This window comes from Salipaludibacillus neizhouensis, from assembly GCF_002886185.1.
Classification (GTDB): Bacteria; Bacillota; Bacilli; order Bacillales; family Salisediminibacteriaceae; genus Salipaludibacillus; species Salipaludibacillus neizhouensis.
The window spans coordinates 1,685,100-1,707,127 of the sequence record NZ_KZ614146.1 but is presented as its reverse complement, the minus strand read 5'-3'; the positions used below and the strand labels follow the sequence as shown (position 1 = coordinate 1,707,127).

At 35.5% G+C, this 22,028-nt stretch carries 23 protein-coding genes; 6 read left to right on the top strand and 17 right to left on the bottom strand.

Going from position 1 to position 22,028, the window contains the following annotated elements; translation table 11 throughout:
• Positions 1 to 426: 426 nt before the first annotated feature.
• Positions 427 to 1,758 carry a cytochrome ubiquinol oxidase subunit I gene (locus CEF18_RS08020; protein ID WP_110935981.1) on the top strand — a complete coding sequence of 444 codons (1,332 nt, stop codon included), beginning with the start codon at positions 427 to 429 and terminating at the stop codon, positions 1,756 to 1,758.
• Positions 1,759 to 1,773: 15 nt separating this feature from the next.
• The gene (locus tag CEF18_RS08015) at positions 1,774 to 2,817 is read left to right on the top strand and encodes a cytochrome d ubiquinol oxidase subunit II (RefSeq protein ID WP_110935980.1); all 1,044 of its coding nucleotides are present in this window, start codon (positions 1,774 to 1,776) and stop codon (positions 2,815 to 2,817) included.
• A 21-nt stretch (positions 2,818 to 2,838) separates the two neighbouring features.
• Here CEF18_RS08015 and CEF18_RS08010 read toward each other — a convergent pair whose 3' ends face one another.
• The 8 genes from CEF18_RS08010 to CEF18_RS07980 all read right to left on the bottom strand — a co-directional run bounded on the left by CEF18_RS08010 (position 2,839) and on the right by CEF18_RS07980 (position 12,324).
• Positions 2,839 to 3,819, bottom strand: a complete 981-nt coding sequence (locus CEF18_RS08010) for a Gfo/Idh/MocA family protein (RefSeq protein ID WP_110935979.1) — start codon at positions 3,817 to 3,819, stop codon at positions 2,839 to 2,841.
• 176 nt (positions 3,820 to 3,995) lie between these two features.
• Positions 3,996 to 4,988, bottom strand: coding sequence for a D-cysteate sulfo-lyase (gene cuyA, locus CEF18_RS08005; RefSeq protein WP_110937626.1), 993 nt, complete (start codon positions 4,986 to 4,988; stop codon positions 3,996 to 3,998).
• Positions 4,989 to 5,016: 28 nt separating this feature from the next.
• Positions 5,017 to 6,438, bottom strand: a complete 1,422-nt coding sequence (locus CEF18_RS08000) for an MDR family MFS transporter (RefSeq protein ID WP_110935978.1) — start codon at positions 6,436 to 6,438, stop codon at positions 5,017 to 5,019.
• A gap of 224 nt (positions 6,439 to 6,662) precedes the next feature.
• Positions 6,663 to 8,102 (bottom strand): MDR family MFS transporter, encoded by a 1,440-nt coding sequence (locus CEF18_RS07995; RefSeq protein WP_110935977.1) that lies wholly within the window; start codon positions 8,100 to 8,102, stop codon positions 6,663 to 6,665.
• 277 nt (positions 8,103 to 8,379) lie between these two features.
• The gene (locus CEF18_RS07990) at positions 8,380 to 9,102 is read right to left on the bottom strand and encodes a sensor domain-containing diguanylate cyclase (RefSeq protein ID WP_259457976.1); all 723 of its coding nucleotides are present in this window, start codon (positions 9,100 to 9,102) and stop codon (positions 8,380 to 8,382) included.
• Positions 9,103 to 9,108: 6 nt separating this feature from the next.
• Positions 9,109 to 9,273, bottom strand: a complete 165-nt coding sequence (locus tag CEF18_RS25835; RefSeq protein ID WP_183041189.1) for a hypothetical protein — start codon at positions 9,271 to 9,273, stop codon at positions 9,109 to 9,111.
• A 140-nt stretch (positions 9,274 to 9,413) separates the two neighbouring features.
• Positions 9,414 to 10,793: an MATE family efflux transporter gene (locus CEF18_RS07985; protein WP_110935976.1), complete on the bottom strand. Its 1,380-nt coding sequence runs from the start codon at positions 10,791 to 10,793 to the stop codon at positions 9,414 to 9,416.
• A gap of 289 nt (positions 10,794 to 11,082) precedes the next feature.
• On the bottom strand, positions 11,083 to 12,324 hold the full coding sequence (locus CEF18_RS07980; protein ID WP_110935975.1) for a hemolysin family protein: 1,242 nt from the start codon (positions 12,322 to 12,324) through the stop codon (positions 11,083 to 11,085).
• Between the two features lie 186 nt (positions 12,325 to 12,510).
• Between CEF18_RS07980 and CEF18_RS07975 the strand changes: the two genes are divergently transcribed.
• Complete coding sequence (locus CEF18_RS07975; protein WP_110935974.1) at positions 12,511 to 12,804, top strand: hypothetical protein; 294 nt, start codon at positions 12,511 to 12,513, stop codon at positions 12,802 to 12,804.
• A 63-nt stretch (positions 12,805 to 12,867) separates the two neighbouring features.
• On the opposite strand, the gene CEF18_RS07970 is transcribed toward CEF18_RS07975, so the two are convergent.
• The gene (locus tag CEF18_RS07970) at positions 12,868 to 13,311 is read right to left on the bottom strand and encodes a HEAT repeat domain-containing protein (RefSeq protein ID WP_110935973.1); all 444 of its coding nucleotides are present in this window, start codon (positions 13,309 to 13,311) and stop codon (positions 12,868 to 12,870) included.
• 321 nt (positions 13,312 to 13,632) lie between these two features.
• Between CEF18_RS07970 and CEF18_RS07965 the strand changes: the two genes are divergently transcribed.
• Positions 13,633 to 14,013 carry a hypothetical protein gene (locus CEF18_RS07965; protein ID WP_110935972.1) on the top strand — a complete coding sequence of 127 codons (381 nt, stop codon included), beginning with the start codon at positions 13,633 to 13,635 and terminating at the stop codon, positions 14,011 to 14,013.
• A 52-nt stretch (positions 14,014 to 14,065) separates the two neighbouring features.
• Here the strand turns inward: CEF18_RS07965 and CEF18_RS07960 are convergent, their stop codons facing one another.
• Positions 14,066 to 14,710: an SDR family oxidoreductase gene (locus CEF18_RS07960; protein ID WP_110935971.1), complete on the bottom strand. Its 645-nt coding sequence runs from the start codon at positions 14,708 to 14,710 to the stop codon at positions 14,066 to 14,068.
• Positions 14,711 to 14,786: 76 nt separating this feature from the next.
• Positions 14,787 to 15,299: a CBO0543 family protein gene (locus CEF18_RS07955; RefSeq protein ID WP_110935970.1), complete on the bottom strand. Its 513-nt coding sequence runs from the start codon at positions 15,297 to 15,299 to the stop codon at positions 14,787 to 14,789.
• Between the two features lie 130 nt (positions 15,300 to 15,429).
• Between CEF18_RS07955 and CEF18_RS25830 the strand changes: the two genes are divergently transcribed.
• Positions 15,430 to 15,567, top strand: a complete 138-nt coding sequence (locus CEF18_RS25830; protein ID WP_183041187.1) for a hypothetical protein — start codon at positions 15,430 to 15,432, stop codon at positions 15,565 to 15,567.
• 122 nt (positions 15,568 to 15,689) lie between these two features.
• Here the strand turns inward: CEF18_RS25830 and CEF18_RS07950 are convergent, their stop codons facing one another.
• From CEF18_RS07950 to CEF18_RS07925, 6 genes are all read right to left on the bottom strand, one after another.
• The gene (locus tag CEF18_RS07950; RefSeq protein ID WP_110935969.1) at positions 15,690 to 16,436 is read right to left on the bottom strand and encodes a gamma-glutamyl-gamma-aminobutyrate hydrolase family protein; all 747 of its coding nucleotides are present in this window, start codon (positions 16,434 to 16,436) and stop codon (positions 15,690 to 15,692) included.
• Positions 16,437 to 16,643: 207 nt separating this feature from the next.
• Complete coding sequence (locus CEF18_RS07945) at positions 16,644 to 17,294, bottom strand: serine/threonine protein kinase (protein ID WP_110935968.1); 651 nt, start codon at positions 17,292 to 17,294, stop codon at positions 16,644 to 16,646.
• A gap of 448 nt (positions 17,295 to 17,742) precedes the next feature.
• A complete protein-coding gene (locus CEF18_RS07940; protein ID WP_110935967.1) occupies positions 17,743 to 18,141 on the bottom strand; it encodes a VOC family protein in 399 nt (132 codons plus the stop codon).
• Positions 18,125 to 18,922, bottom strand: a complete 798-nt coding sequence (locus CEF18_RS07935; protein ID WP_110935966.1) for a phosphosulfolactate synthase — start codon at positions 18,920 to 18,922, stop codon at positions 18,125 to 18,127. The genes CEF18_RS07940 and CEF18_RS07935 overlap by 17 nt, the downstream gene beginning before the upstream one ends.
• Entirely contained in the window at positions 18,919 to 19,614 is a 696-nt protein-coding gene (locus CEF18_RS07930; RefSeq protein WP_110935965.1) for a 2-phosphosulfolactate phosphatase, read from the bottom strand. The genes CEF18_RS07935 and CEF18_RS07930 overlap by 4 nt, the downstream gene beginning before the upstream one ends.
• A 490-nt stretch (positions 19,615 to 20,104) precedes the next feature.
• On the bottom strand, positions 20,105 to 20,539 hold the full coding sequence (locus tag CEF18_RS07925; protein WP_110935964.1) for an Rrf2 family transcriptional regulator: 435 nt from the start codon (positions 20,537 to 20,539) through the stop codon (positions 20,105 to 20,107).
• Positions 20,540 to 20,756: 217 nt separating this feature from the next.
• Between CEF18_RS07925 and hmpA the strand changes: the two genes are divergently transcribed.
• Positions 20,757 to 21,986: an NO-inducible flavohemoprotein gene (gene hmpA, locus CEF18_RS07915; RefSeq protein WP_110935962.1), complete on the top strand. Its 1,230-nt coding sequence runs from the start codon at positions 20,757 to 20,759 to the stop codon at positions 21,984 to 21,986.
• Positions 21,987 to 22,028 lie beyond the last annotated feature (42 nt).

Here is a 22,028-nt window from a genome sequence, read left to right as displayed (position 1 = left end):
TTTAATTTCTATCTACTATTACAGTATATTAAAAAGCAGGAAAAGAGAAGACCGAATGAAAGAGTTTAAGTAAATTGAAATATAACTGTAATCACTTTGATATATGGATTCACTCTTTCTTTTTTAATCGACTTAATTCTCTTTTTATCGTTCTTTTCACCTAAAAAATGATCACAATTTGTTTTTATAATATAGTAATATTTTTTGCGGAATTAGGCATAAATCAATAATTGATAGAATAGACTAATAGTTTACCTCATATAGTACAACCTATTGAAAGATATATTTATGAAGTAATTCTCTTTAACGGGAAATATTTAAACTCCTAAAAATCACCCAAAAATACCTCCATTGGTAAATTAATGAATATTATTATCTAAAAGAAGCATTCTACTAGAGACAACTGGTGAATGGAGATGTGGTTACATGGACTCAGTAATACTTTCCCGTATGTTATTTGGTACTTCAATGGCATTTCATATCATTTTTGCAACGTTAGGTGTTGGAGTAACGTTAATGATTTTGTTTGCAGAGCTCATGCATTGGTTTAAGAAAGACAGTGATTATGGACTTATGGCAAAAAGGTGGACAAAAGGATTCGCCATTCTTTTAGGAGTTGCAATACCTTCAGGGACAATTGTAGGGGTGATGCTTTCGTTGTTATGGCCCGGTTTTATGGAGATTGTCGGAAAAGTTATTGCTGTGCCATTTCAGATAGAGATTTTTGCTTTTTTCCTTGAAGCTGTATTTATGTCCATTTATGTATATGCTGCAGACCGCTTATCTCATATGATGAGGATAGTGAGTGTGACCTTCGTTGCTTTTGGTGCGTCTTCTTCTGCTTGGTTAATAAATATTGCCCATTCTTGGATGAATACACCTCGCGGGTTCGAAGTAACGGATGGTATTGTCACGGATGTGGATCCATGGGCAGCAGTATTAAATCCAAGTATGCCTTATACGTCTAAACATGTTTTAGCAACTGCCTATATGACAGGTGCATTTGTACTTGTCTCTATTGCTGCTTATCGGTTACTGCGCAAAACCAGCTCCGAGCAAGAACGTGCTTATCATAAAAAGGGGTTAATGTTAACACTGGTTATTGCTTTACTTGCAAGCATTTATACGGCGTCGAATGGACATGCTACAGCTGGTATGTTGCATGAAGAAATGCCGTTAAAACTTGCTGCGGCGGAAGGTCTTTTTGAAACGCAGGCCAATGCCCCGTTAGCAATAATGGGGACACCGAATATTGAAGCTCAAACGGTTGTGGGCGGAATCGAAATTCCAGGGATGTTAAGTTGGCTTGCAACAGGGACAACCGACGGCGTTGTTCAAGGTTTGAATGACTTTCCACAAGATGAATGGCCCCCACTTTTCGTACATACGCTTTTTAACCTTATGGTAGGGATTGGCTTTACTCTGCTTGGGCTTGCGGTTTTTGCATTAGCTTGGGCTATTATTTTCAGAAAAAAAGATTTGCCTGCTTGGTTATTGGTCGCATTAGTTACAACAGGTCCACTTTCCATGTTTGGAATTGAGATGGGTTGGATTTTCAGTTGTACTGGCAGACAGCCTTGGACCATATATGGAATTCAGCTAACAAGTGACGCCGCTACACAATCAGGAAATGTAGGAATGTTATTTTTCCTTTTCATTGGACTCTATATCATGCTACTTGTATTAACAGCTTTAGTTTTACGATTTTACTTTTCACGGAATCCGGTACAGCAAGATTTAACCGTAATGAATGGGTAGGTGTTTATTTAAATTATGACTGAAACGTATGTAGCAATTTCGATTATTTGGGCGTTCTTATTTATCTACGCAATAGCAGGCTCTATTGATTTTGGCGCAGGTTTTTGGGCGATGTATTATTCAAACAAAGAAACGCAGGCATCCATCCTTGCAAATCGGTACTTGTCTCCTTCATGGGAAGTTACAAATGTATTTCTCGTTTTATTTGTTATTGCCATTGTTGGTTTTTTCCCTGGTGCAGCTTACTATATGGGAACGTTAATGATTCTTCCGGTCAGTTTTGTCTTAATGTTATTAATCATTCGGAGTGCCTTTATGGTTTTTTCTTTTACTGTGCAAAGATATACGAAACCACTTGTAGTTATTTCCGGTTTAACCGGGCTTTTAATCCCTGCACTAATGGTGGCAATATTACCAATTTCTATCGGTGGTTTCATCGGTGGTACTGGTGAGCAACAGTATATTTTATTTGATCAAGTCCTTTCAAGTCCGACTTTGTATACTCATGTAGGTTTTGGCTTGGCAACGGAGCTTTTTTTAGCAGCGCTGCTTCTAAGTGATTACGCTCGTGAGTCCGGTTCTGAACAAACATACGCTGTATACCGAAGAAATGCGATAATATTAGGTCCCATTACGTTGTTTTTTGCAGTTACTGCCTTGTGGACATTAATCCCTGAGGCCCCGTGGATGGTTGATACAATGATTGATATTTGGTATTTATTCGCCTTGTCTTTAGTCGCTGCATCAATAGGTTATAGTGCGCTTTGGTGGCCATCAAAAAAAGCCAATCCTGGGCGACCCAGGATTGGTGTAGTGTTTATCATTTTGCAATTTGGCTTAGCTAGTTTTGCCTATGGACTTTCTCACATGCCTTATATTCTTTACCCAGATCTAACAATATTTGATGCTTTTACCGATCCGACCATGTTCAAATGGTTATTATATGGCTATGCAGGTGGATTTGCTGTATTAGTTCCAGCCTTCGTTGTCTTTTGGCGATTATTTATGAAGGATAAAAACTATTTACAGATAAAGCAAGACGATGAAAATAATTATTAGTTCCAATGGATTCCTGCGTTATTACGAGTTAATTTTAATGGGCACGCCTTTACGTGCAGATTCCAAGGCAGCGCAAGTAATTTGGTGGGTCAAGTATGCATCTGCGTAGTCGGAAAGAATGCGGGAAGTGTCGCCAGTTCTGACTGCATGCAGAAATGCTTCGGTTTCTTTTCTATAAGCGTTATCTTCTTGCCATTCTTCCTGTTTTAGACCAATGGCTTGTGTAATTTCAAGTTTATCTGGTTCCCAAGTGAATATTGATTTATCTGTATAAAAACTCATGCCAACTTGAGACATGCCTGGTGGCAATATACACGTATTCGATAACGTAGCTACAACGCCACTTTTTAACTTTAAACTGACCGTACCTACATCAGCTACCGTCACGTTATCAAATTTTTTGTGATTCACAAGATTTCCGTAAGATGCATATACCTCTTCAATTTCTCCGGCTATGTAACGGAGTAAATCAACAATGTGAGTCGTTTGTTCAATGAACTGTCCACCTGAACCCTCTTGTTTTCTCCACCAATGAACTTGTGGCATATCACCCATCCATTGACCAGAGACTATACCAATTTGCGAATCTGTTAAGCTTTCTTTTAATTTTTGGACTGAGCCTTTATAACGAAAATGATAACCGACTGAGGTGATCAAAGATGTTTCTTTAAGCTGATTTATAATTGAGAGAGGTGTCTCTTCCTCTGCAGCTAGTGGTTTTTCAATTAGAAAAGGAATTTTATGATCTATTAATTGCTGTTCAATTTCTCCATGTGCCATCGGAGGTACACAAACATAAACAGCATCTAGCTGTTCCGTTTTTATCATTTCGGTTAATAGGCCGTATCCTTTTGCACCTTCGAAACTTGCAGCCATTTTATCTGCCTTTTCTTTACTGGATCCACAAAAAGATGGAACGATTACATCTTTCATTTCAGATAAAATCGTTGCATGCATTTTGCTAAATGAGCCAGTGCCAACCATTCCAATACGTAATGTCATAGCAACCTCCCTAAAAGTTAATCATCATGTTTTGATATTTACGTCATCTATATCCTATTCTAGGTTAAGGAGTAGAATCCTTTATTTGTACCAAGCTTTTCAATTATTAGCTTCTGATCCAGTTTACTTTTCATAATAAAAACGGCATAGCCGTCTTTTATTAATTCTTATCTCTTCTAAAAAACTTGAGAATAAGCATACACGGCTGGTGTTCCACCCGAATGGAGGAATAAAATGGTATCACTTGGTGTAAAGAATCCTTTCCGTGCAAGGTCAATCAATCCGGCCATTGCTTTTCCTGTGTAAACTGGATCGAGTATAATTGCTTCGGTACTTGCTAAAAGCTTTACTGCCTCGACCATTTCTTTTGTGGGTAGGGCATAACCTGGCCCTACATAAGAGTCAAAACAAGTGACTGCGTCACGTGGGATATTAATTTCCAAATTAATATTCTGAGATGTTTCTTGCACAAGATGGTAAACTGCTTCTTCTTGGATTGTTTTTTTTCGGCTCACGTTCATGCCTAATACTTTAGTTCTATTATTTAAACCACCGAAACCGGTAACTAAACCAGCATGCATTCCACCACTGCCGCTGGCGCACACTATATAATCAAATGCAATCCCAAGGTCTTTCGATTGTTGCTCAATTTCTTCTGCACAAGACACGTAACCTGTTATTCCTGTAACATTAGAACCTCCAACAGGAATGACATATGGTTGTTTTCCTTCTTTCCTTTTTTCTGCCGCGACTTTCTGCATCACTGCTTCTATATCTGTCCCATTTAGTACAAGTTTGATGGAGTTTGCTCCTAACAGTTGATAAAGAAGATAATTTCCATTCGATTGTGTATCGTATTGTTCAACTTCATTTTCTTCTAATATGAGAATACATGAGAGATTTTCTTTAATGCACGCTGCTAAAGTAAGTCGACAATGGTTAGATTGGATCCCGCCAGCTGTAATAACTGTGTCTGCTTGTTTTGCCTGTGCATCTGCAATAAGAAATTCAAGTTTTCTCGTTTTATTGCCACCTTCTGTGAGACCAAGTAAGTCATCACGTTTAATATATACGTTGGGACCTGCGAGTGCCTTGGAAAAACGAGGTGCTCGTTCAATGGGTGTTGGCGCTAGTGTATAACGATTTCGTGGAAACTGATTAATATTCATTGGATCCTCCATTCCATTTTCAATCATCCTAAGATTCATTAGAAACTTCGTTTTCCTTATACGCATATTCCGGCAATTCTTTGGGAAGTAAACTTGTTACGAGAACACAGGCAACTGCTAGAATTACTAAGATAATAAAGACGGAGTGAAGTCCAGCTCCTAAAAGCTCGGGAGCAACATCTGCACCGTTGTTTGTTTGACCTCCAATGTGCTGATTAAGTACAGTCCCTAACACAGTAATACCAAGTGTTTGGCCCAACGTTCGCAAAAATGCATTGGACGATGCGGCGGTTCCTCTGTTGTTCCAATCGACGGAAGATTGTACAATCACCGTAAAAACAGTCATGGATAAACCAAATCCTAACCCTACAAAAAACATAATTACAATTAAAACGATATTTGGTGTTGCGACTGAAATAAAGGTAAGTGAAAGTGAGCCTAATGCAATAAATATAACGCCAGCAAGTGCAAGTGGTTTCGTTCCTATTTTAACAATAAAGCGACTGCTGAAAAAAGCACCTAAAGGCCAGCCGATAGACATAGGTATCAATGTTAATCCTGAAGAAGTTGCTGCCAAAAGAAGAACTCCTTGCACCCATAAGGGTAAATAAGCAGTTAATCCAATTAAAATAGATCCGAGTAACAAACCACAGAGATTAGCAATTAATAAATGACGATTTTTAAAAAGATAGAAAGGTAGCATTGGTTCTTGCACCTTTAACTGAATAATAACAAAAGTAACTAATAAAAGGAGCGCAATTCCAAACAAATAAAACATCGTAGGCTCATTCCACGCGATCTCATTCCCACCTGAAAGTAAAGCATAAAGTAACGCTCCTGTCCCTATAATAAAGGTAATAGCTCCAAAATAGTCGATGGAACGTTTTCTTTTATCAATTTTTTCTTCTAGATTTTTACCTATTAAATACATAGATACGAGAGCAAATGGAATGTTGATATAAAATATCCAATGCCAGGTGAAAAAATCCACAAAGAATCCCCCAACTAACGGTCCGAAAACCCCGGCGATTCCCCATATTGAACCAATAAGTGCTTGAGCTTTTGCTCGCTGTTCATACTTAAAAACATCCCCAACAATCGTGAACGTCATCGGCAATAATGCCCCTGCCCCAATTCCTTGAACCGCTCGGTAAAAAATGAGTTGTTCCATCGATTGTGCAAGCCCACACAAAGCGGAACCTATTAAAAATAAAGATGCCCCAGTAATAAATATCCTTTTCCTGCCAAAAATATCAGCTAGTTTACCGAAAATCGGTGTCGTAACCGCATATGTTAAGAGATATATTGCAAATACCCAACTAATTAAATCAAACCCTCCTAGATCTTTCGCGATACTAGGCATTGCCGTACTAATTACAGTAACCTCAATGGCAGATAAAAAAGTCGCAATCAGCAGGGCAATCACAATCTTGCGTTGATAATGATCCATGTATGTACATCCCTTTCACAATTTACCCCATCTTACTAATTATTAATTCGAGTTTTTATCTATCAAAATTAAATCATACTTCTATTGTATCTAATTATACGACTTGCTAACAAGAAGTACTTTTATTTAATAAACAAGTGGCTGATCAGACTGCAAGAAAAAGGATGTATCAAAAGGGTAACAACACCTTTTGACACATCCTCTTCTGATCTAAATAGTGTCCTTTATTTATTGCTATCCAGCTGAGCTGCTCTATCTTCTGCAGGGGTTGTTCCCTTTAAAAAGAACGCCATGATAAAACCCGCTAATGTAACGAAAGAGATGACCCAAAAAGTGATGTTGACACCATGGATGAGATCACTTGATGTTGGACTATTCCCTATGTTAAGTGCGGTCGTAGTCATAATCGTTACTAATATAGCTGTGCCGATAGATGCTCCTACTTGTCTCATCGTATTATTCATTGCTGTCCCATGAGGAATTAACCTTAAAGGCAATTGATTTAAACCAGCCGTTGTTACAGGCATCATAACCATCGACATTCCTGCCATTCGGATAGCAAATACAATCGTTAAATAAGTTAATGAAGTAGTCTCAGTTAAGTTTGTAAACATAAATGTAGTTAATGTCATTAGTCCCATTCCTGTAATCGCTAATTTTCTTGCTCCTATTTTATCAAAGATCCGACCAGTGATTGGAGACATTAATCCCATTAATAAGGCACCAGGGAAGATCATAATCCCTGATTCTAAAGCAGAGAAATTGGCCATGTTTTGCATGTATATCGGTAAAATGGTTTGTGCACCAACTAAACCAATGAATACGATGACACCAAGGATCGTTGTCAGCGTAAATGTATTATTCTGAAAGACTCGGAATTCAAGAATCGGTTGTTTAAGTTTGTATTGGCGCAGGATGAACAATGTAAGTGAAACAGCACCCAATAAAATCGAACCACTTACTGTAGCACTAAGCCAACCTTGGTTTCCAGCACTACTAAATCCATACAACAATCCACCAAATCCAAGGGTTGATAGAGCTATGGAAGAAAAATCAACTTTAGGAAAAGTTCGTTTCGTTACATTTTTTAATAATAGGTAGGCAAGTACAATATCAATGATTATAAATGGAAAAATGATATAAAACATCACTCTCCAATCATAATTTTGCACAATGTACCCCGCGAGAGTTGGACCTATAGCCGGTGCGAAGGATATAACTAATCCTACTAACCCCATTGCAGCTCCTCGTTTTTCAACAGGGAATATAGTTAAAAAGAGTGTCATCATTAACGGAAGAATTATTCCAGCCCCACTTGCTTGAACAATCCTGCCTGCAATCAGGACGCTAAACGTAGGGGACCAAGCACAAATGAGTGTACCGATACCAAAAAGTGTCATAGCAGTGATGAATAATTTACGTGTTGTAAAAGTTTCAATCAGAAAGGCCGTAATAGGTATCATTACCCCATTTACAAGTAAAAAGATGGTCGTCACCCATTGAGCTGTGTTCTCCGTGATTTGGAAGTCAGCCATAATATGAGGGACAGCTATAGCCATTAGGGTTTGATTTAAGATCGCTACAAAACCGCCTGCTAGCAGAACGATTACTATTAAATTCCTGTTATAACTCGGTACTTCTTCTGTATTTTCTTTCGTTTCCAAAACGACATCTCCATTCTGTAGATATTCAACTTACGTTTAATCCATTTAAAATTATACGAACGACTCATAATATACTACCACTAATTATGCAATATAATAAATATTAGGCTTCTCTACATCTTAAGAATTGCCGCTTGTTAACCATGAAAATCCGCAAAGGTAAATAAAGCAAACAGCTATGATAATAAGCCGTTCGCTTGCGTATAAAAAGCTAGTGTATGCAGTTTCTGATATTTGGAAGGTCATTTCTGATTAGAATTTTCATGTTATGAGTAGTTTAGATACTCAAAAAATGACAGGAGTTTTTACCTTTGTTTTTTGCATGATACATTGCAGTGTCGGCTACTTTTAAAAGAGTGGATAAGTTTAATTCATCACTCTCAAATTTCACAATTCCAATACTAGCAGATATATTTACGTTATAAGGAATAGATTCCCAATCAGACAACGCGTTCTTAATAGATTTTCCTTTATCTTTAATGGAAGAAGTATCTATTAAATTCGGAAAATAAATAACAAACTCGTCACCACCTATTCTAACTCCTATTCCATCTTCAGATAAAATTTCCGTAATACGCTCTGCTACCTCTTTCAAGACAATATCACCAACATCATGTCCATTATTATCATTGACCTGTTTGAAGCCATCTAAGTCGAGGAGCATTAATGTACCTTTATTTATAAAGTTATCAAAATTTTCATAAAAATAATTACGAGTATAAAGTCCAGTCAAAGAATCAAATGTTACTTGTTTTTCCAATTCAATTACACTAGTGAATAATGCGGAAAATTTTTCGAGTATTTTAAAATCTTCTTCTTTAAAATCACCTTTTATAGAATCCATGACACATAGGGCACCAAACATATCACCATTTTTATATAATATCGGAACACCTAGATAAGAATGAATATTTGAACTATATATGACAGATTTTTCTAAAGTTAAAGGATGACTGTGAGTGTCATTAATTAAAAGTGGTTCCCGACCACCAAAATAAATATTATGTCAAAAAGAATCAGCTATCGGAATCGACTGACCATCTTTAAAGAATCTTTCATCACTTGCTTTAACAATCGAAAGAGATTCTTCTGTTGTCCGAGATACAAAAATAGTTCCTTCTATAAGAAGATTAACTAACTCCACTAAATCATCTACTGCCTTATAATCCATTTTTCAATTCCCCTTTTCAATATGCCGTCTTTAATTTTAATATAATAAAGGTAATAATAACATACTCCCCTCGGTTCGAAAGGAATATTAATGTAACAAAAGAAAAACGATAGTTATTTAACTATCGTTTGGACATGACATCACTTACTGCTTAATGTATTCTTTGCAATTTCTAATTCTGCACGTCGTTGGACTATTTGTAGTCGGAGTTGAAACCCGATTGCAGCAAAAGTTAACCCTAATGTAATTCCAACCCAGAGTCCGAAAGGTTCTAATCGTGTGTATGCAGCTAAATAATAGCCTGCAGGTATACCGATAATCCAATAAGACGTAAATGCAATAATAAAAGGAATCTTCACATCCTTATAACCCCTTAATACACCTTGTAGAGAAGCTTGAGCAGCATCAGAAAGTTGATAAATGATCGCAATAATAAAGAATTGACCAGCCATTAACACTACCTCTCTGTCCTCGGTATAAATATAGGCAATTGGTTCTCTGAAAAAATAAAGAAAGACGGCCCCTACTGCGAGAAAACCAATTCCTCCAAATACACCAAGACGGCCGTATTGCTTTGCTGCTTCCAGTTTACCTCCACCAACTGAAAAACCTACCACAATCGTTAAAGCCATTGAAATACTCAACGGAATCATAAATATTAATGAGGTGAAACTTAGTGCTATTTGATGCGCAGCAATCGTAACGGTCGTAAACAGGATCCCCATTAACAAGGTAACGACAGAAAATATACTTGCCTCAAAGAAAATGGAAAGCCCGATAGGAATTCCAATTGAAAGCTGTTCTTTCCAGGTAGTCCATGATGGTTTCATCCATTTTACAAATATTTTGTAATGTTTGATTGTTGAAACCTTAAACGTCATCCAAATACTGAAAACCAAGATTATCCAATACGTAACTGCAGTGGCGTATCCAGCGCCGATTCCCCCTAGAGCAGGTAATCCAAAGTTACCAAATATAAATCCATAGTTCAGCAAAACATTAAAAGGTACTGCTAAAAGAATTATAATCATCGTTATTCGTGTAAACCCTTGTCCATCAAAGAAATTTCGTAATACACTAGCTAAAAACAGTGGTACAATTCCAAAGGATAAACCAATTAAATAATGAAATGAAATATGATTTACTGCCTCTGTTAAATTCATAACAGATAAAATAGGTTCAAGCAAAAATATCCCACTAATTACTACGAGAAATGCAAGCACCATCGATAAATACAAACCTTGAGTCACCGTTTCTGATATTCTATCGCGGCGACCACTTCCAATCAGCTGAGCAACGATTGTTGTAACTGCTAATAATATGCCATTTATTCCTGTAAAAATAGGCATCCATAAGCTAGAACCAATGGCAACGCCTGCTAGGTCATCCGTTCCAACTCGACCGGACATAATGGTGTCCACTAGATTCATGGCAAACATCCCGACTTGAGTAATCATTATAGGCCATAAAATTCTTATAAATAATTGGATTTTTTCTTTTCTAAATTCTACATGTTTCATTTTTTTCACCTGATATTTCATCTTAGATTTAATCTTTCTTAAAGCTTGTTGTTATTAGAAGCAAATCCCCCAAAACTAACGTTTATGGAAATAGGTTTTATTAAATTATGCTGATACGCTCTTTAAGCACTTTGTTTATTATACCGAAACTGGCATCAAAATGCTCAATATGTCATTAATTTTTTTGTGGGTGTGTGCAGCAGAAGTATTTCTTTAAACAACAAAACTGCATCCCTTCTGAAAGAGAACGCAGTTTTATGGGATGCTTATATATTTTCTTGTTCAATCACTACTGTGTATTTACCATAATGGAACGAATTCGTCGTTCATCCGACTCATGTATTTTAAGTAGTGTATGTTCATACCGAAGTTCTTCGTCTTTATGAGGAATGCGCTGGAATTTTTCGGATAACCAGCCGCCAAGTGTATGGTAACTTGTATCCGGAAGTTCTACTCCAGTCACTCGTGCAAAGCCGTCCAACGGGTAGTCGGCGTGAAATAGATAGGTAGATGAATCCACTTGTTTAAACAGCTTCACTTCGCTATCATGTTCGTCGTAAATCTCACCTACAAGTTCTTCTAGAATGTCTTCAAGTGTAATAAGACCGCTAGTTCCACCATATTCATCGATTACAATGGCCATATGGGTTCTTTCCTTTTGTAGTTGTGGCAGTAAAGTATTTATTTTCATTGACTCCACAACAAAAATTGGTTCTCTAAGCAGTTGCCTTACTTCAACGTTGTTTTTAATATATGATGTTAAAAAATCACGTTCAGATAATATTCCAACAATATTGTCAATATTACCCTCATAAATTGGGATTCTTGATAAGCGCTGTTCAAAAAACTTGTTCTTAATTGTTTCAATGCTATCAGTTACATTTAAAGCAATCATATCCGTTCTAGGTCTAAACACCTCAGTAACGATAATATCATTAAAATCGAAAGAGCGATGAACAAGTTCTTTTTCGTTTAAACCAATTACCCCTTCGTCTTCACTTATTTGAACCATCATTTTTAATTCTTCTTCCGTATTTGAAGGGCTTTCTTCATTTTTCTCAATTAATAAAGATACACCCTTCTTAATTTGGAGAAAAATCCAGTTCACTGGATGGAGAATCTTAATTAGCAAAAGTAAAATTCCTGATATTTTCGAAGAGAAGGTTTCTGCATATTCCTTAGCTAGGGATTTTGGTAATATTTCTCCGAATATTAAAACAAGAATAGTAACAACAAATGTGCTAATAAAAACGCCTAAATTCGGCCCGAAAATCCGAGTGGCAACCTGAGCTGAGATCGTTGCTGCAGCAATGTTTACTAAGTTATTACCCACCAAAATTGTGGAAAGCGCCTGGTCAAAATGATCTGTTATATAAAGAGCTTTACCTGCTCCTTTATTACCTTTATCTTTCATTGATTTTAAACGAATACGATTTGCACTAGAAAAAGCCGTTTCAGCTGATGAAAAAAATGCTGATAGAAATAGAAGTACGATAAATAACAAAATTAAACTAAGTGGAACTTCTTCCAATTCTTTCACTCCCTGTAATGTATTTCATTTATTATATATTAAATAAAAGATTCTGAACAGAATAGATATACTTAACAGGTGTATTATTTGTTAGATAATCGGCTTTATCCTGAATAAAGTGAACAAAATAATCCGAATTTTCCTGAAGAAAGAGGACAAAATAAACCTTAGATAAGGAGTGGGATAATGAACATAGATCTTATTAGTCTGAGTAATGAAATGCCTAACTTTGTAAATCACGATCAAGCAAGGGGATGGTTTAAACAGCAATTTGAGGAAAGATTTTCACTGATGGACATGCGAGAATCTGAAGGTAAAAAAGTATTTTATTATCATATCATTAAAGATCAGGAAAGGTATCAGCAGTATATGGAGACTTTCGCCAAACCAATCGAGCACGAAATTACGAATATGGAAACATTTGAAAGTTACTCCACTGTTGAAATTACGGAAGATGGAGATATTAATTTAACCTTGTAATTGGTGATAAACCAGCTTATAAGAAGCATGCCCATCACTATGAACGTGATGGGCATGCTTTATTTATCTTGTGCGTAATTCTGACCATGTTTGTTCCAGCCATTTATCAAAATCAGTACCTTTTTCACCCTCATACGTATCGTAGACATCTATTCTCATTTTTTTCACTTTTTCTTTGAAATCTTCATAAGAATGATCTTCTGGCAGACTTTTCTTAATTCTGACTAGAATTTTTTTCGTGCCTTTGATAGGATCCTCGTCTTTTTGTTTCGGCATTGTTACGTCTTCACCTAAAGCTTCGAGTTTGCGGTAGGCGGCAACCTGGACACTATATACAGGATCTCCACTCATACTGTGCTGTAAAAGTTCAATTGCTTCGCGGTGTTTCCACTGACCTAACTCTTCAACCGCATCTAAACGGGCTCTCCAATTAGACATTCTATTAACCGATTTTTTTAATTCATTAAAGTTCTCTGGTAATTGTGCTTTTGTTTCGTTATTACTCAAACTATTCAATCCCTTTCATATTTGAAACTTTTGATAAAAAATTCCTATTAGCTATTGTACCATTATCTTAGCATTTAAATACTTATTTATACAGTAAAACTACCATTGTACTGTGATCTTTCGTTTAATTTAATTATTAATGATTTTAGAAGCGAGTAGTATCATTCTAAAAATAACTCTTGTTCGTTTATTTGGTTTCTATATTAATTGCAAATTAATGTACTTATATTGCACATTTAAGATACACTAGAAGTAGAATATGAAATAGTGTTAAAAATTAATCGTAGATTAAATGCAAATATAAATCGAGGAGAGTTAGTTGTGAAGAAAAACACTGTCACTATAAGTATATTATATAATTCTGAAAAACTATTTGAGAGATTTGAAAGTGCCTTTGATTCGATAGCAGAGACTTATATCAAATGTACCCCTATAGATATTTCTAATATTGAAGTTAAAAATAGTAAAGATAAAATTTTAGTAGAATTTGATTACAATAGTTTAGAACTAGAATATGAATATGAATTTGAAGAAGGTGCTGTAAAAGAAAAAGCATCACTTCCCAATGGAGATATAGTGGATTCTTTCATGGAATTCTGGATTAAGTGGGCTGTTGAAGGATTTTTTAATAAAGAACTAAAAGTAGAGACTGAACATACTGCAATAACCTTTAATGTAGTAGAAGGAAAGAAAACGATGTAACAATTTAGCAAAGTAGCGAACAGTTTTAGTCGCTGTTCGCTACAGGGCTTCTTTAAACTTTCTTAATAGCATCTTCAATAGGCGTCTCACCGTTTAAAACCTCAAAGATTTTACCGTAAGTATTAGTCTTATCCAATGTTTCAAAAACTATATGCCCAACATCTGCACGAGTAATTTCGGCATTTCGATGTCCAATTTTTTCTTCTAGCAAGATTTTGCCTATTGGATCTTCGTTATTTAGAGAACCTGGTCTTACAATCGTATAATCCAAACCACTAGCTTTCAGGTGATCATCCGCCAATTTTTTAGCTACGACGTAATGACGCATTTTTTCAGGTGCTGCTTCCGGTTCATCCACATTTATAGCGCTAACCATAACAAAACGTTTAATGCCATTCTTTTTTGCTTCGTCTATCGTTTTCATAGCGCCCCATAAATCAATGAGAACTGTTTTGTCAGCTCCGGTGCTAGGTCCGGATCCAGCTGCAAATACGACAGCATCTATTCCTTTAAATGCTTCGGAAATATCTCCTTCAAGATCTGCAATGACCGTTTCAGCAGCACCCAATTCTTTCAACTCAGATGCTTGTTCTTCTTTTCGAATCATCGCTACAGCGTCATGTTTACTTGAATTTTTAAAGTGTTGTAAACTACGTCTCGCAACTTTACCGTTTGCACCTACAATTAATACTTTCATTTAAAGATCAACTCCTTTTTCTCTTCATCTTTCCTCATGTTCCCTGTAGAATTAGTGCTCAAACTTTTCTCAGGTATTACTCTTGAGATTGGGCATCACTTAAGATGGTTTCATTCTTAGTATTTAGTTTTCTAATAGAAGCAATTATAAGGCGGCATAACAAAAACTTCATAGCCATCGACAGAAGAGAATGATACCATTTCCAACCCTTTTTAAAGGTAATTAAATCTGTCTTTTTTTCAGCTATTGTTTCAATAATAATCTGTGGTATAACAAAAACTAAAAGTTTTAGGAATATCCCGGTAATTTTGCTGTTTAGTGTCCACTGATTATAATAAAGTAAGGCTAAAGGATACTGGATTAGATCAAATGGAAGATGTACAGAAAATATTTTTGATTTCGGTCTTATTTTATATTTGACATAGCCTTTGGAAACGAGAGTGCGGTCGGCAAATGTATTCCCGATGCAACTAACTAGATAAATTATTATCCAATCTTTGAATGAACGTTTATAGATTGCAAAAGGTAAGAGAAATAATGCAACCATTGTCGTAATCCTTAGAAAAGATACTTCTTTACTTTTTTTCATGAATCAGACACCTCCAATTAATAAGGTGTCTATTTATTTTGTTTCTATCCTCTAACTTATAAAAACTTTATCGTATAGATTTCTAAAACTTACTTAAACTATCTTTATTAATTACTTCAAGGAGGAAAAAATGAAAAAACGAAATCCGAATAAAAATAAAACGTTAACCAACAATCAAACCCCTACTGAAAGTCTCCCTGATCATGAAATCGAACACCCGGAGTCACATAATCGCGAAATTGAAAAACCTCACAATAAAAAAATATAATTATCTGTATTTTTCCAGTTCAATGTATGGAGAACTTGATATTCCATTTTCGCAAAAGGGTACTGAAAAAAGCGGTTTTAACTTTTTTCGTACCCTTTTTTACAATAATTCCCTTCATTATTCTATATTTTGGACACAGGTTTCGTAATTTTTAATGACAGCTCACTTGATTTTACAAATTCGAGAAATAACTTAGCGCTGTTTTCATCAATGTGATAATTAAATTCCGGATGCCATTGCACTGCTAAAACAAAGTTTTTCCCTGGCATATATACAGCCTCAATAAGGTCATCCTCAGATTTAGCGCCTGGGACTAATACGTCAGCTAAGTGTTTAATTCCTTGATGGTGTAGACTATTGACCATGATTACTTCTTTTTTCATTATGTTATAAAAAGTACTGTCTTTCTGTATGTATACATGATGGACTGCTTGATCATAAGAGACAGTTTGTTTATGCTCTAACTGATTTTCTCCAGGCCGTTGTGCAGCAATGTCCTGGTATAGTGTACCACCTAATAAAACATTAAAAAGTTGCAATCCACGACAAATTCCAAATGCAGGTTTATTTAGGCGCAAAACATGATGAAAGAGAATCCCCTCCATAAAATCTCGTTTTTCACAGATTTCATCACAATAATTCTCATTTTTCTCACCATAGAGATTTGGATTTACATCCTGACCTCCTGTAAAAAGAAATCCATCAAAATTCTCTGCTATTGCCAAAATATCTTCTTCATCTGCAGTCAAGGACATTATGACCGGAATCCCCCCTGCTTCTTCAATCCCTTTCATATACCCTGGTAACATCCAGTAACTTTCTTTGGCCTTGTCATAGAGTGGTAAAACGGCAATCATTGGTTTTGACATATGGAAACTCTCCCCACCGAATGTATTTCTAACTTCTCAAATACTTTAACATAATAATAACGATAGTATCTTCCATTATGAAAAACTGAGCAACGAAAAGAAAACAGCGAAAGAATTTCTTTCACTGTCTAAAGTATTCAATGGCTAGCAGTTTTTGAAATCACAATTTATTAGAATGATTAATTTACTACTTAGTTCCCCTTGAAATCAACCTACCATTTTATTTTTTAAATTTGATTTCTTAATAAAAAAACGATGAATTAATTTTTTCTTATAAAAGAATGCTATTGTATTTAAAAGAAACGCAGGTATTTTTTTAGGGAAAATCCGATATTTATAATAGTGATAAAATCCTGTTTTCAGGTCTATCCACTGTGAACACTTTTTTGTTTGTCTAAAACGAGCAACATCAATTATTTTTATGTCTCCATGAGACGTGATCATAATATTTCTTAGATGAATATCTGACGGATTTAGTCCCTTTTTCTTTGCTTGTAAAAGAGCAGAGTCAATTTCTTTTATATGGTCGCTTGTGACCATTATTCCCTTAACTAGACAGTTAAATAACGTGTTTCCGTCTACATAGTCAATAACTAAATAATTTGCTCCAAATTCATATAATTCCGGATAAGATGGAATGCCGATTAGTTTTTTGTATATTTCAGCCTCCTCTTTTGCCAGATGACAAAAAGGCGCGAAAAATACTTTTATTACTTTATTTGTAGAGTTAATTCTGAACACAAAAGCACTTCTGCCTTCACCAATTAATTCTAATGCTGGATCTTTATCTTTAACTCTTGTTCTCGAGCCGGTTATTTCATATTTTACACTGTAAGCCAATTCGCTGAATGACTTCATTGAAGGCCTCCCTTTTACTTAATCCTACGCCTTTCTATCCAGTACAAAAGCGCTTGTCACAATGTTATGACAATTTTTTCTTCAGTCAGGATAGCCGTAAACCTAAAAATAATATAGAAAAAACCTTTACCAACTATGGTAAAGGTTTATAAACAAAAAATTCCTTCACCACTTTCCGGTAAAGGTCTTGCTAACAACGTTTCGGTTGCCAACAAAGCCGAGAGTACAAGACTCCGAGATGACGACTATGTTGTAAAAGCTACTCCCCTTTAAGGAGATGTATTCAATTATATACAGTCATTATAATTGATTTTTATTATTCTGTCAATTACTTTCATTCATTTATGTACCTTTTATCTACCAATTTAATTCGATGTGATCCCCAGTACAAATGAACGTAAAAACAGATTGAACGAATTGCCCAACCTGTCATGTGTCAAAAATATTTTTAGTAAACCATAGTTATGTCATGATAATATTTAAATTCTAATAGGTTGTTTGCAGGATCTACCAGAAAAAAAGTAAGATGCTCTTCAGGTTTTCCTTTAAAGCGAACCATTTCTTCTTGGAAAAAAGGTAGTTCTTCATCCATTGCTAATCGCAAACAAGTCTCATACTCGCCTTTATTAGTAAACGTAATACCGGAATGTCTTGGGTACATTTTAGGAATCTCATCAATCTCATCTGGATTAAGGTGACAAACAACCTGGTCTCCAAAAAAATCAAATGTGACTCTGTCTTGATAACGTCTAGCTAATTTACACCCTAGTTTTTCATAAAAATTCACTGTCTCATCTAAATTTTTACAAGGTATAGCAAGGTGGAATACTTTATTTTTGTCTCTCATGTAAACTCCCCCAATCAAGATTAACTAAATAAAACGTATCGGATCGTAATCCAAGCCTTAAGGTTTCAAGCGAAATAATATCCTGAAAAGCTATGTTTGCGAGGTTCACTTCCGGACCTATCATTTTTATAAATAATGCCTGTAATTTTTTTAATGGAGCCTCAAAGATGATATTTTTCATATTAATGTCAGCGGCCAAAATATCTTGAAGGTATTGCAGTTTTATCTCTCCATCCTTTGTGCACAAGCCACTTGTACCACTTTCTCTTGCTTCTGTGATGACTTTTGCTGCTCCAGCCTCGAAATCTTCTTGAATGTATTCGACCCATTCAGTTGAGGTAATTAACTCAGATTTATCACAATCCTTGTAGCCTACTTCACTAAAAACTTGGAAATCCGAAGAAAAATCTGAAATGTAAGACGCCTTTTCTTTGTTTGTAATATCTATGGTCCCGTTTGAAATCTCAATATATTTACAGTCGAATTCTTTGCAATAATTATAAAAGTCGTCTAATTTATGTTGACTAAGAAACTTTTCAAACAACGTTCCTCCAAAAAAAAATTCAATCCCATGTGCATGTAAACACAGCATTTTTTCCTCTAATTGTCTTGTTATAACAGAAGTACCCCAGCCAAATTTAACGAAATCAATCAAATCTGAAGAACTGTTTATCATGTCTTTAAACAGTTGAGTGGATAGACCATTATCTATTAATATTGTTAATCCGTTTTCTCTTGGTTTGGGTTCTCTAATCGGTAAATTTAGTCCTGATTCTCTCATATATCTACCCTCTCGATCCTTGGTACGCGATTCGTTTGATTCACAATCATTACAAAATCACTTTCCAATTCTTTTAAGCATATAGCAATGTCTTCTTCTTTAAATTCCGGTCGTTCAGAATCGTAGAATTTCTCCGCTACATGAGAAGCTTGTATTCTCTTTTCTACCATCTTTGCGGATTCAATGATATTTTCTTCTAGAATCCCCTTTATATATTCCGCACATGCTAAATCATCATCACCACTTGGATGTGAAGCAACGAGATGAATGGAATTATCTTGGTTGATAGAACAATATAAATTTTTCACATAATCAGCTGTATTTTTTGCATTTGAATACCCTGTTACAAAAACAATGTCTGTATTTAGTGCATGTAAAGTTGCATTAACTCCGTTTGTTGTTTTTTGAACTAATGATCGCCCATTTAAATTATATTTGCTAATTAAGGAAGGGGAGTTATCTAGATCAAAGCCTTTTATACCTCTGCCTTTCACCTCCCCTGCTAATAAATATGATGGGTTACTTTTCTTTAATTCAAAGGCTTCTTCCACTGTTTTTACTAGCAGTATTTGTTTAGCTCCTTGAATAAAAGCGTGATGTGCAAATGTGAATGCTCGTATCACATCAATGACAACATTCACATCTGAGAATTCCAGTTCTTTGTCATTTCCTTGAACGATCTTAATGAGCATCTCTATCTCTCCTACGCAAATATTCTATTGTATGCAATTATGCATATTCACCTATAGCCCGATAGGTGTTAAATTAGTTCTTGGAATTTTATAAATGTGATTTACAGGTGGAGGGTCATTTAGAATTGGAGGAGGAACTTGCTAAAGAAATGGTCCTTTAATATTTAGAGGTAAGAGGCTTTGTCATTTTTTTTGTAACGAGTGATATATTTAATTAGTTGACATATTGTTCTCTTGCAAATATTGTGAAGTAATCTATCAAAAAAGATGGTACAGACGTTATTTTGTCTGAGTACCATCTTTTTTTAGCGGCTGTGTTTTCTTTCGAACAGAGGGCTCGAGTTAGCTCACGGCAGCTGCTTTCCGAGAGCAACTCCTTTGGCTATTGGTTTTGCAGCAGGAGCCACTTTCGCTACTTCGAGCTTTTAAAAATCCAGGGTTAAAAGGAAGCAATTGCTTCTACTTTAAAGACACTATGCATTTTTCTTATTTACTTCATAAGAAGTTGTTTTATATCCTCTTTATTTACAAGAAGATCGCTCAACGTATAGGAGTCAAGTACATTCAAATAAGCTTCAAGTGCTTCTTTTAATGCTCCCTTTAATCGGCATGCCGAATTAAGTTTGCATGTATTTTTTTCTTCATTAAAACATTCGACGATTTCTATTGGACTTTCGGTATGGCGTACTAATGAACCAATATTGATTTCCGAAGGTTTTTTAGCGATCTTGATCCCGCCATTTCGACCTCTTACTGTTTCTACCATACCTAACTTTCCTAATTCATAGACAACTTTACTTAAGTGATTAAAGGATATGCTATAAAAATCAGAGATTTCTTTTATATTTGATCGCTTGTCTTCCGGTTGCACTCCTAGGTATATAAGAACACGTAACGTATAGTCCGTGAATGAAGTTAATTGCATGACATCACCTTGTTTCCTCATCATAAAATATGAAAAAATAATCATTAAATTTTACTATAACATAAGAATGAACAGGGAAATATTATTTTGAATTGTGAACATTCCGTTAAACATGTATTAAATATATTGCTTTTAGTTGTCGTGTGCAAGTATAATATAACATGTATTAAGAATATATGTTTAACGCTGTGATTACAATAAAAAAGGGGTTTTAGAAATGTCAACGGAACAATTAGATGCTAAAACAATTGAAATTGTAAAATCAACTGTCCCAGTATTAGAAGAGCATGGAGCAACTATTACAAAACGATTTTATGAAATGATGTTCGACAATCATCCTGAACTATTAAATATTTTTAACCAAACGAATCAGAAAAAAGGTACCCAACCAAGAGCTTTAGCTAATACGATTTATGCCGCTGCACAATACATTGATAATCTAGAAACGATCGTTCCTGTCGTGAAGCAGATTGCACATAAACATAGAAGTTTACAAATTAAGCCGGAGCATTATCCAATTGTTGGAAAGTATTTGTTACTAGCAATTAAAGATGTTTTAGGAGATGCAGATACAGATGATATTACTGACGCCTGGGGTAAAGCGTATGGCGTGATTGCTGATGTGTTTATTCAAGTTGAAAAAGATATGTATGAAGAAGCGTCTGCTCTTAAAGGTGGATGGGATGGCTTTAGACAATTTGTTGTCCAAAATAAAGTGAAGGAGACAGATGCTATAACCTCATTCTATTTGAAACGAAAAGATGGAGGGGCAATTCCAACGTTTGTTCCCGGTCAATATATTAGTATTCGCTGTACGATACGAGACGGAGAATATTCCCAAATCAGACAGTATAGCTTATCTGATTCTCCAGGGAAAGACTATTTCCGCATTACTCCGAAAAAAGAAACTACCGACAATGATGTTCCTGATGGTTTAGTATCTAATTACTTGCATAAGTCTGTTCATGAAGGCGATATTGTTGAAATCACATCACCTGCAGGAGATTTTATATTAGACTTGGAGCAGTCTGAGCCAGTTGTACTAATTAGCGCAGGTGTGGGGTTAACTCCGATGATTAGTATGTTGAATACAATAGTCGAACAGCAGCCTGAACGGGAAGTTACATTTATTCATGCTGCAATAAACAGCGGTTTTCATGCAATGGATGACCATGTAAAAGAGATGGCCAACAAATATAATACGGTAGATTACTATGTTTGCTATGAAAAGCCAAGCGAGTTAGATCAAAAAAACAAAACATTTCAAAAAGAAGGTTACCTTGACCTAGAGTGGTTAAAATCTATCTTATCTGATAACAATAAAGTGTTTTATTTCTGTGGTCCATTACCTTTTATGAAGGCTGTAAAAGATGCATTAACCGAGTGGGAAGTACCTGAAAATAAGTATCATTTTGAATTTTTTGGACCAGCAGAACAATTAAATTAATAGATGCAGCATCATTTTAAAAAACGAAAGCATTTGCTTTCG

Bases quoted from the DNA above. Each gene is read 5' to 3' on its own strand.
- CEF18_RS08020 (WP_110935981.1), top strand. From the start codon at position 427: ATGGACTCAGTAATACTTTCCCGTATGTTATTTGGTACTTCAATGGCA.
- CEF18_RS08015 (WP_110935980.1), top strand. From the start codon at position 1,774: ATGACTGAAACGTATGTAGCAATTTCGATTATTTGGGCGTTCTTATTT.
- CEF18_RS08010 (WP_110935979.1), bottom strand. From the start codon at position 3,819: ATGACATTACGTATTGGAATGGTTGGCACTGGCTCATTTAGCAAAATG.
- cuyA (WP_110937626.1), bottom strand. From the start codon at position 4,988: ATGAATATTAATCAGTTTCCACGAAATCGTTATACACTAGCGCCAACA.
- CEF18_RS08000 (WP_110935978.1), bottom strand. From the start codon at position 6,438: ATGGATCATTATCAACGCAAGATTGTGATTGCCCTGCTGATTGCGACT.
- CEF18_RS25835 (WP_183041189.1), bottom strand. From the start codon at position 9,273: ATGGATTATAAGGCAGTAGATGATTTAGTGGAGTTAGTTAATCTTCTT.
- CEF18_RS07985 (WP_110935976.1), bottom strand. From the start codon at position 10,793: ATGAAACATGTAGAATTTAGAAAAGAAAAAATCCAATTATTTATAAGA.
- CEF18_RS07975 (WP_110935974.1), top strand. From the start codon at position 12,511: ATGAACATAGATCTTATTAGTCTGAGTAATGAAATGCCTAACTTTGTA.
- CEF18_RS07960 (WP_110935971.1), bottom strand. From the start codon at position 14,710: ATGAAAGTATTAATTGTAGGTGCAAACGGTAAAGTTGCGAGACGTAGT.
- CEF18_RS07955 (WP_110935970.1), bottom strand. From the start codon at position 15,299: ATGAAAAAAAGTAAAGAAGTATCTTTTCTAAGGATTACGACAATGGTT.
- CEF18_RS25830 (WP_183041187.1), top strand. From the start codon at position 15,430: ATGAAAAAACGAAATCCGAATAAAAATAAAACGTTAACCAACAATCAA.
- CEF18_RS07950 (WP_110935969.1), bottom strand. From the start codon at position 16,436: ATGTCAAAACCAATGATTGCCGTTTTACCACTCTATGACAAGGCCAAA.
- CEF18_RS07945 (WP_110935968.1), bottom strand. From the start codon at position 17,294: ATGAAGTCATTCAGCGAATTGGCTTACAGTGTAAAATATGAAATAACC.
- CEF18_RS07940 (WP_110935967.1), bottom strand. From the start codon at position 18,141: ATGAGAGACAAAAATAAAGTATTCCACCTTGCTATACCTTGTAAAAAT.
- CEF18_RS07935 (WP_110935966.1), bottom strand. From the start codon at position 18,922: ATGAGAGAATCAGGACTAAATTTACCGATTAGAGAACCCAAACCAAGA.
- CEF18_RS07930 (WP_110935965.1), bottom strand. From the start codon at position 19,614: ATGCTCATTAAGATCGTTCAAGGAAATGACAAAGAACTGGAATTCTCA.
- CEF18_RS07925 (WP_110935964.1), bottom strand. From the start codon at position 20,539: ATGCAATTAACTTCATTCACGGACTATACGTTACGTGTTCTTATATAC.
- hmpA (WP_110935962.1), top strand. From the start codon at position 20,757: ATGTCAACGGAACAATTAGATGCTAAAACAATTGAAATTGTAAAATCA.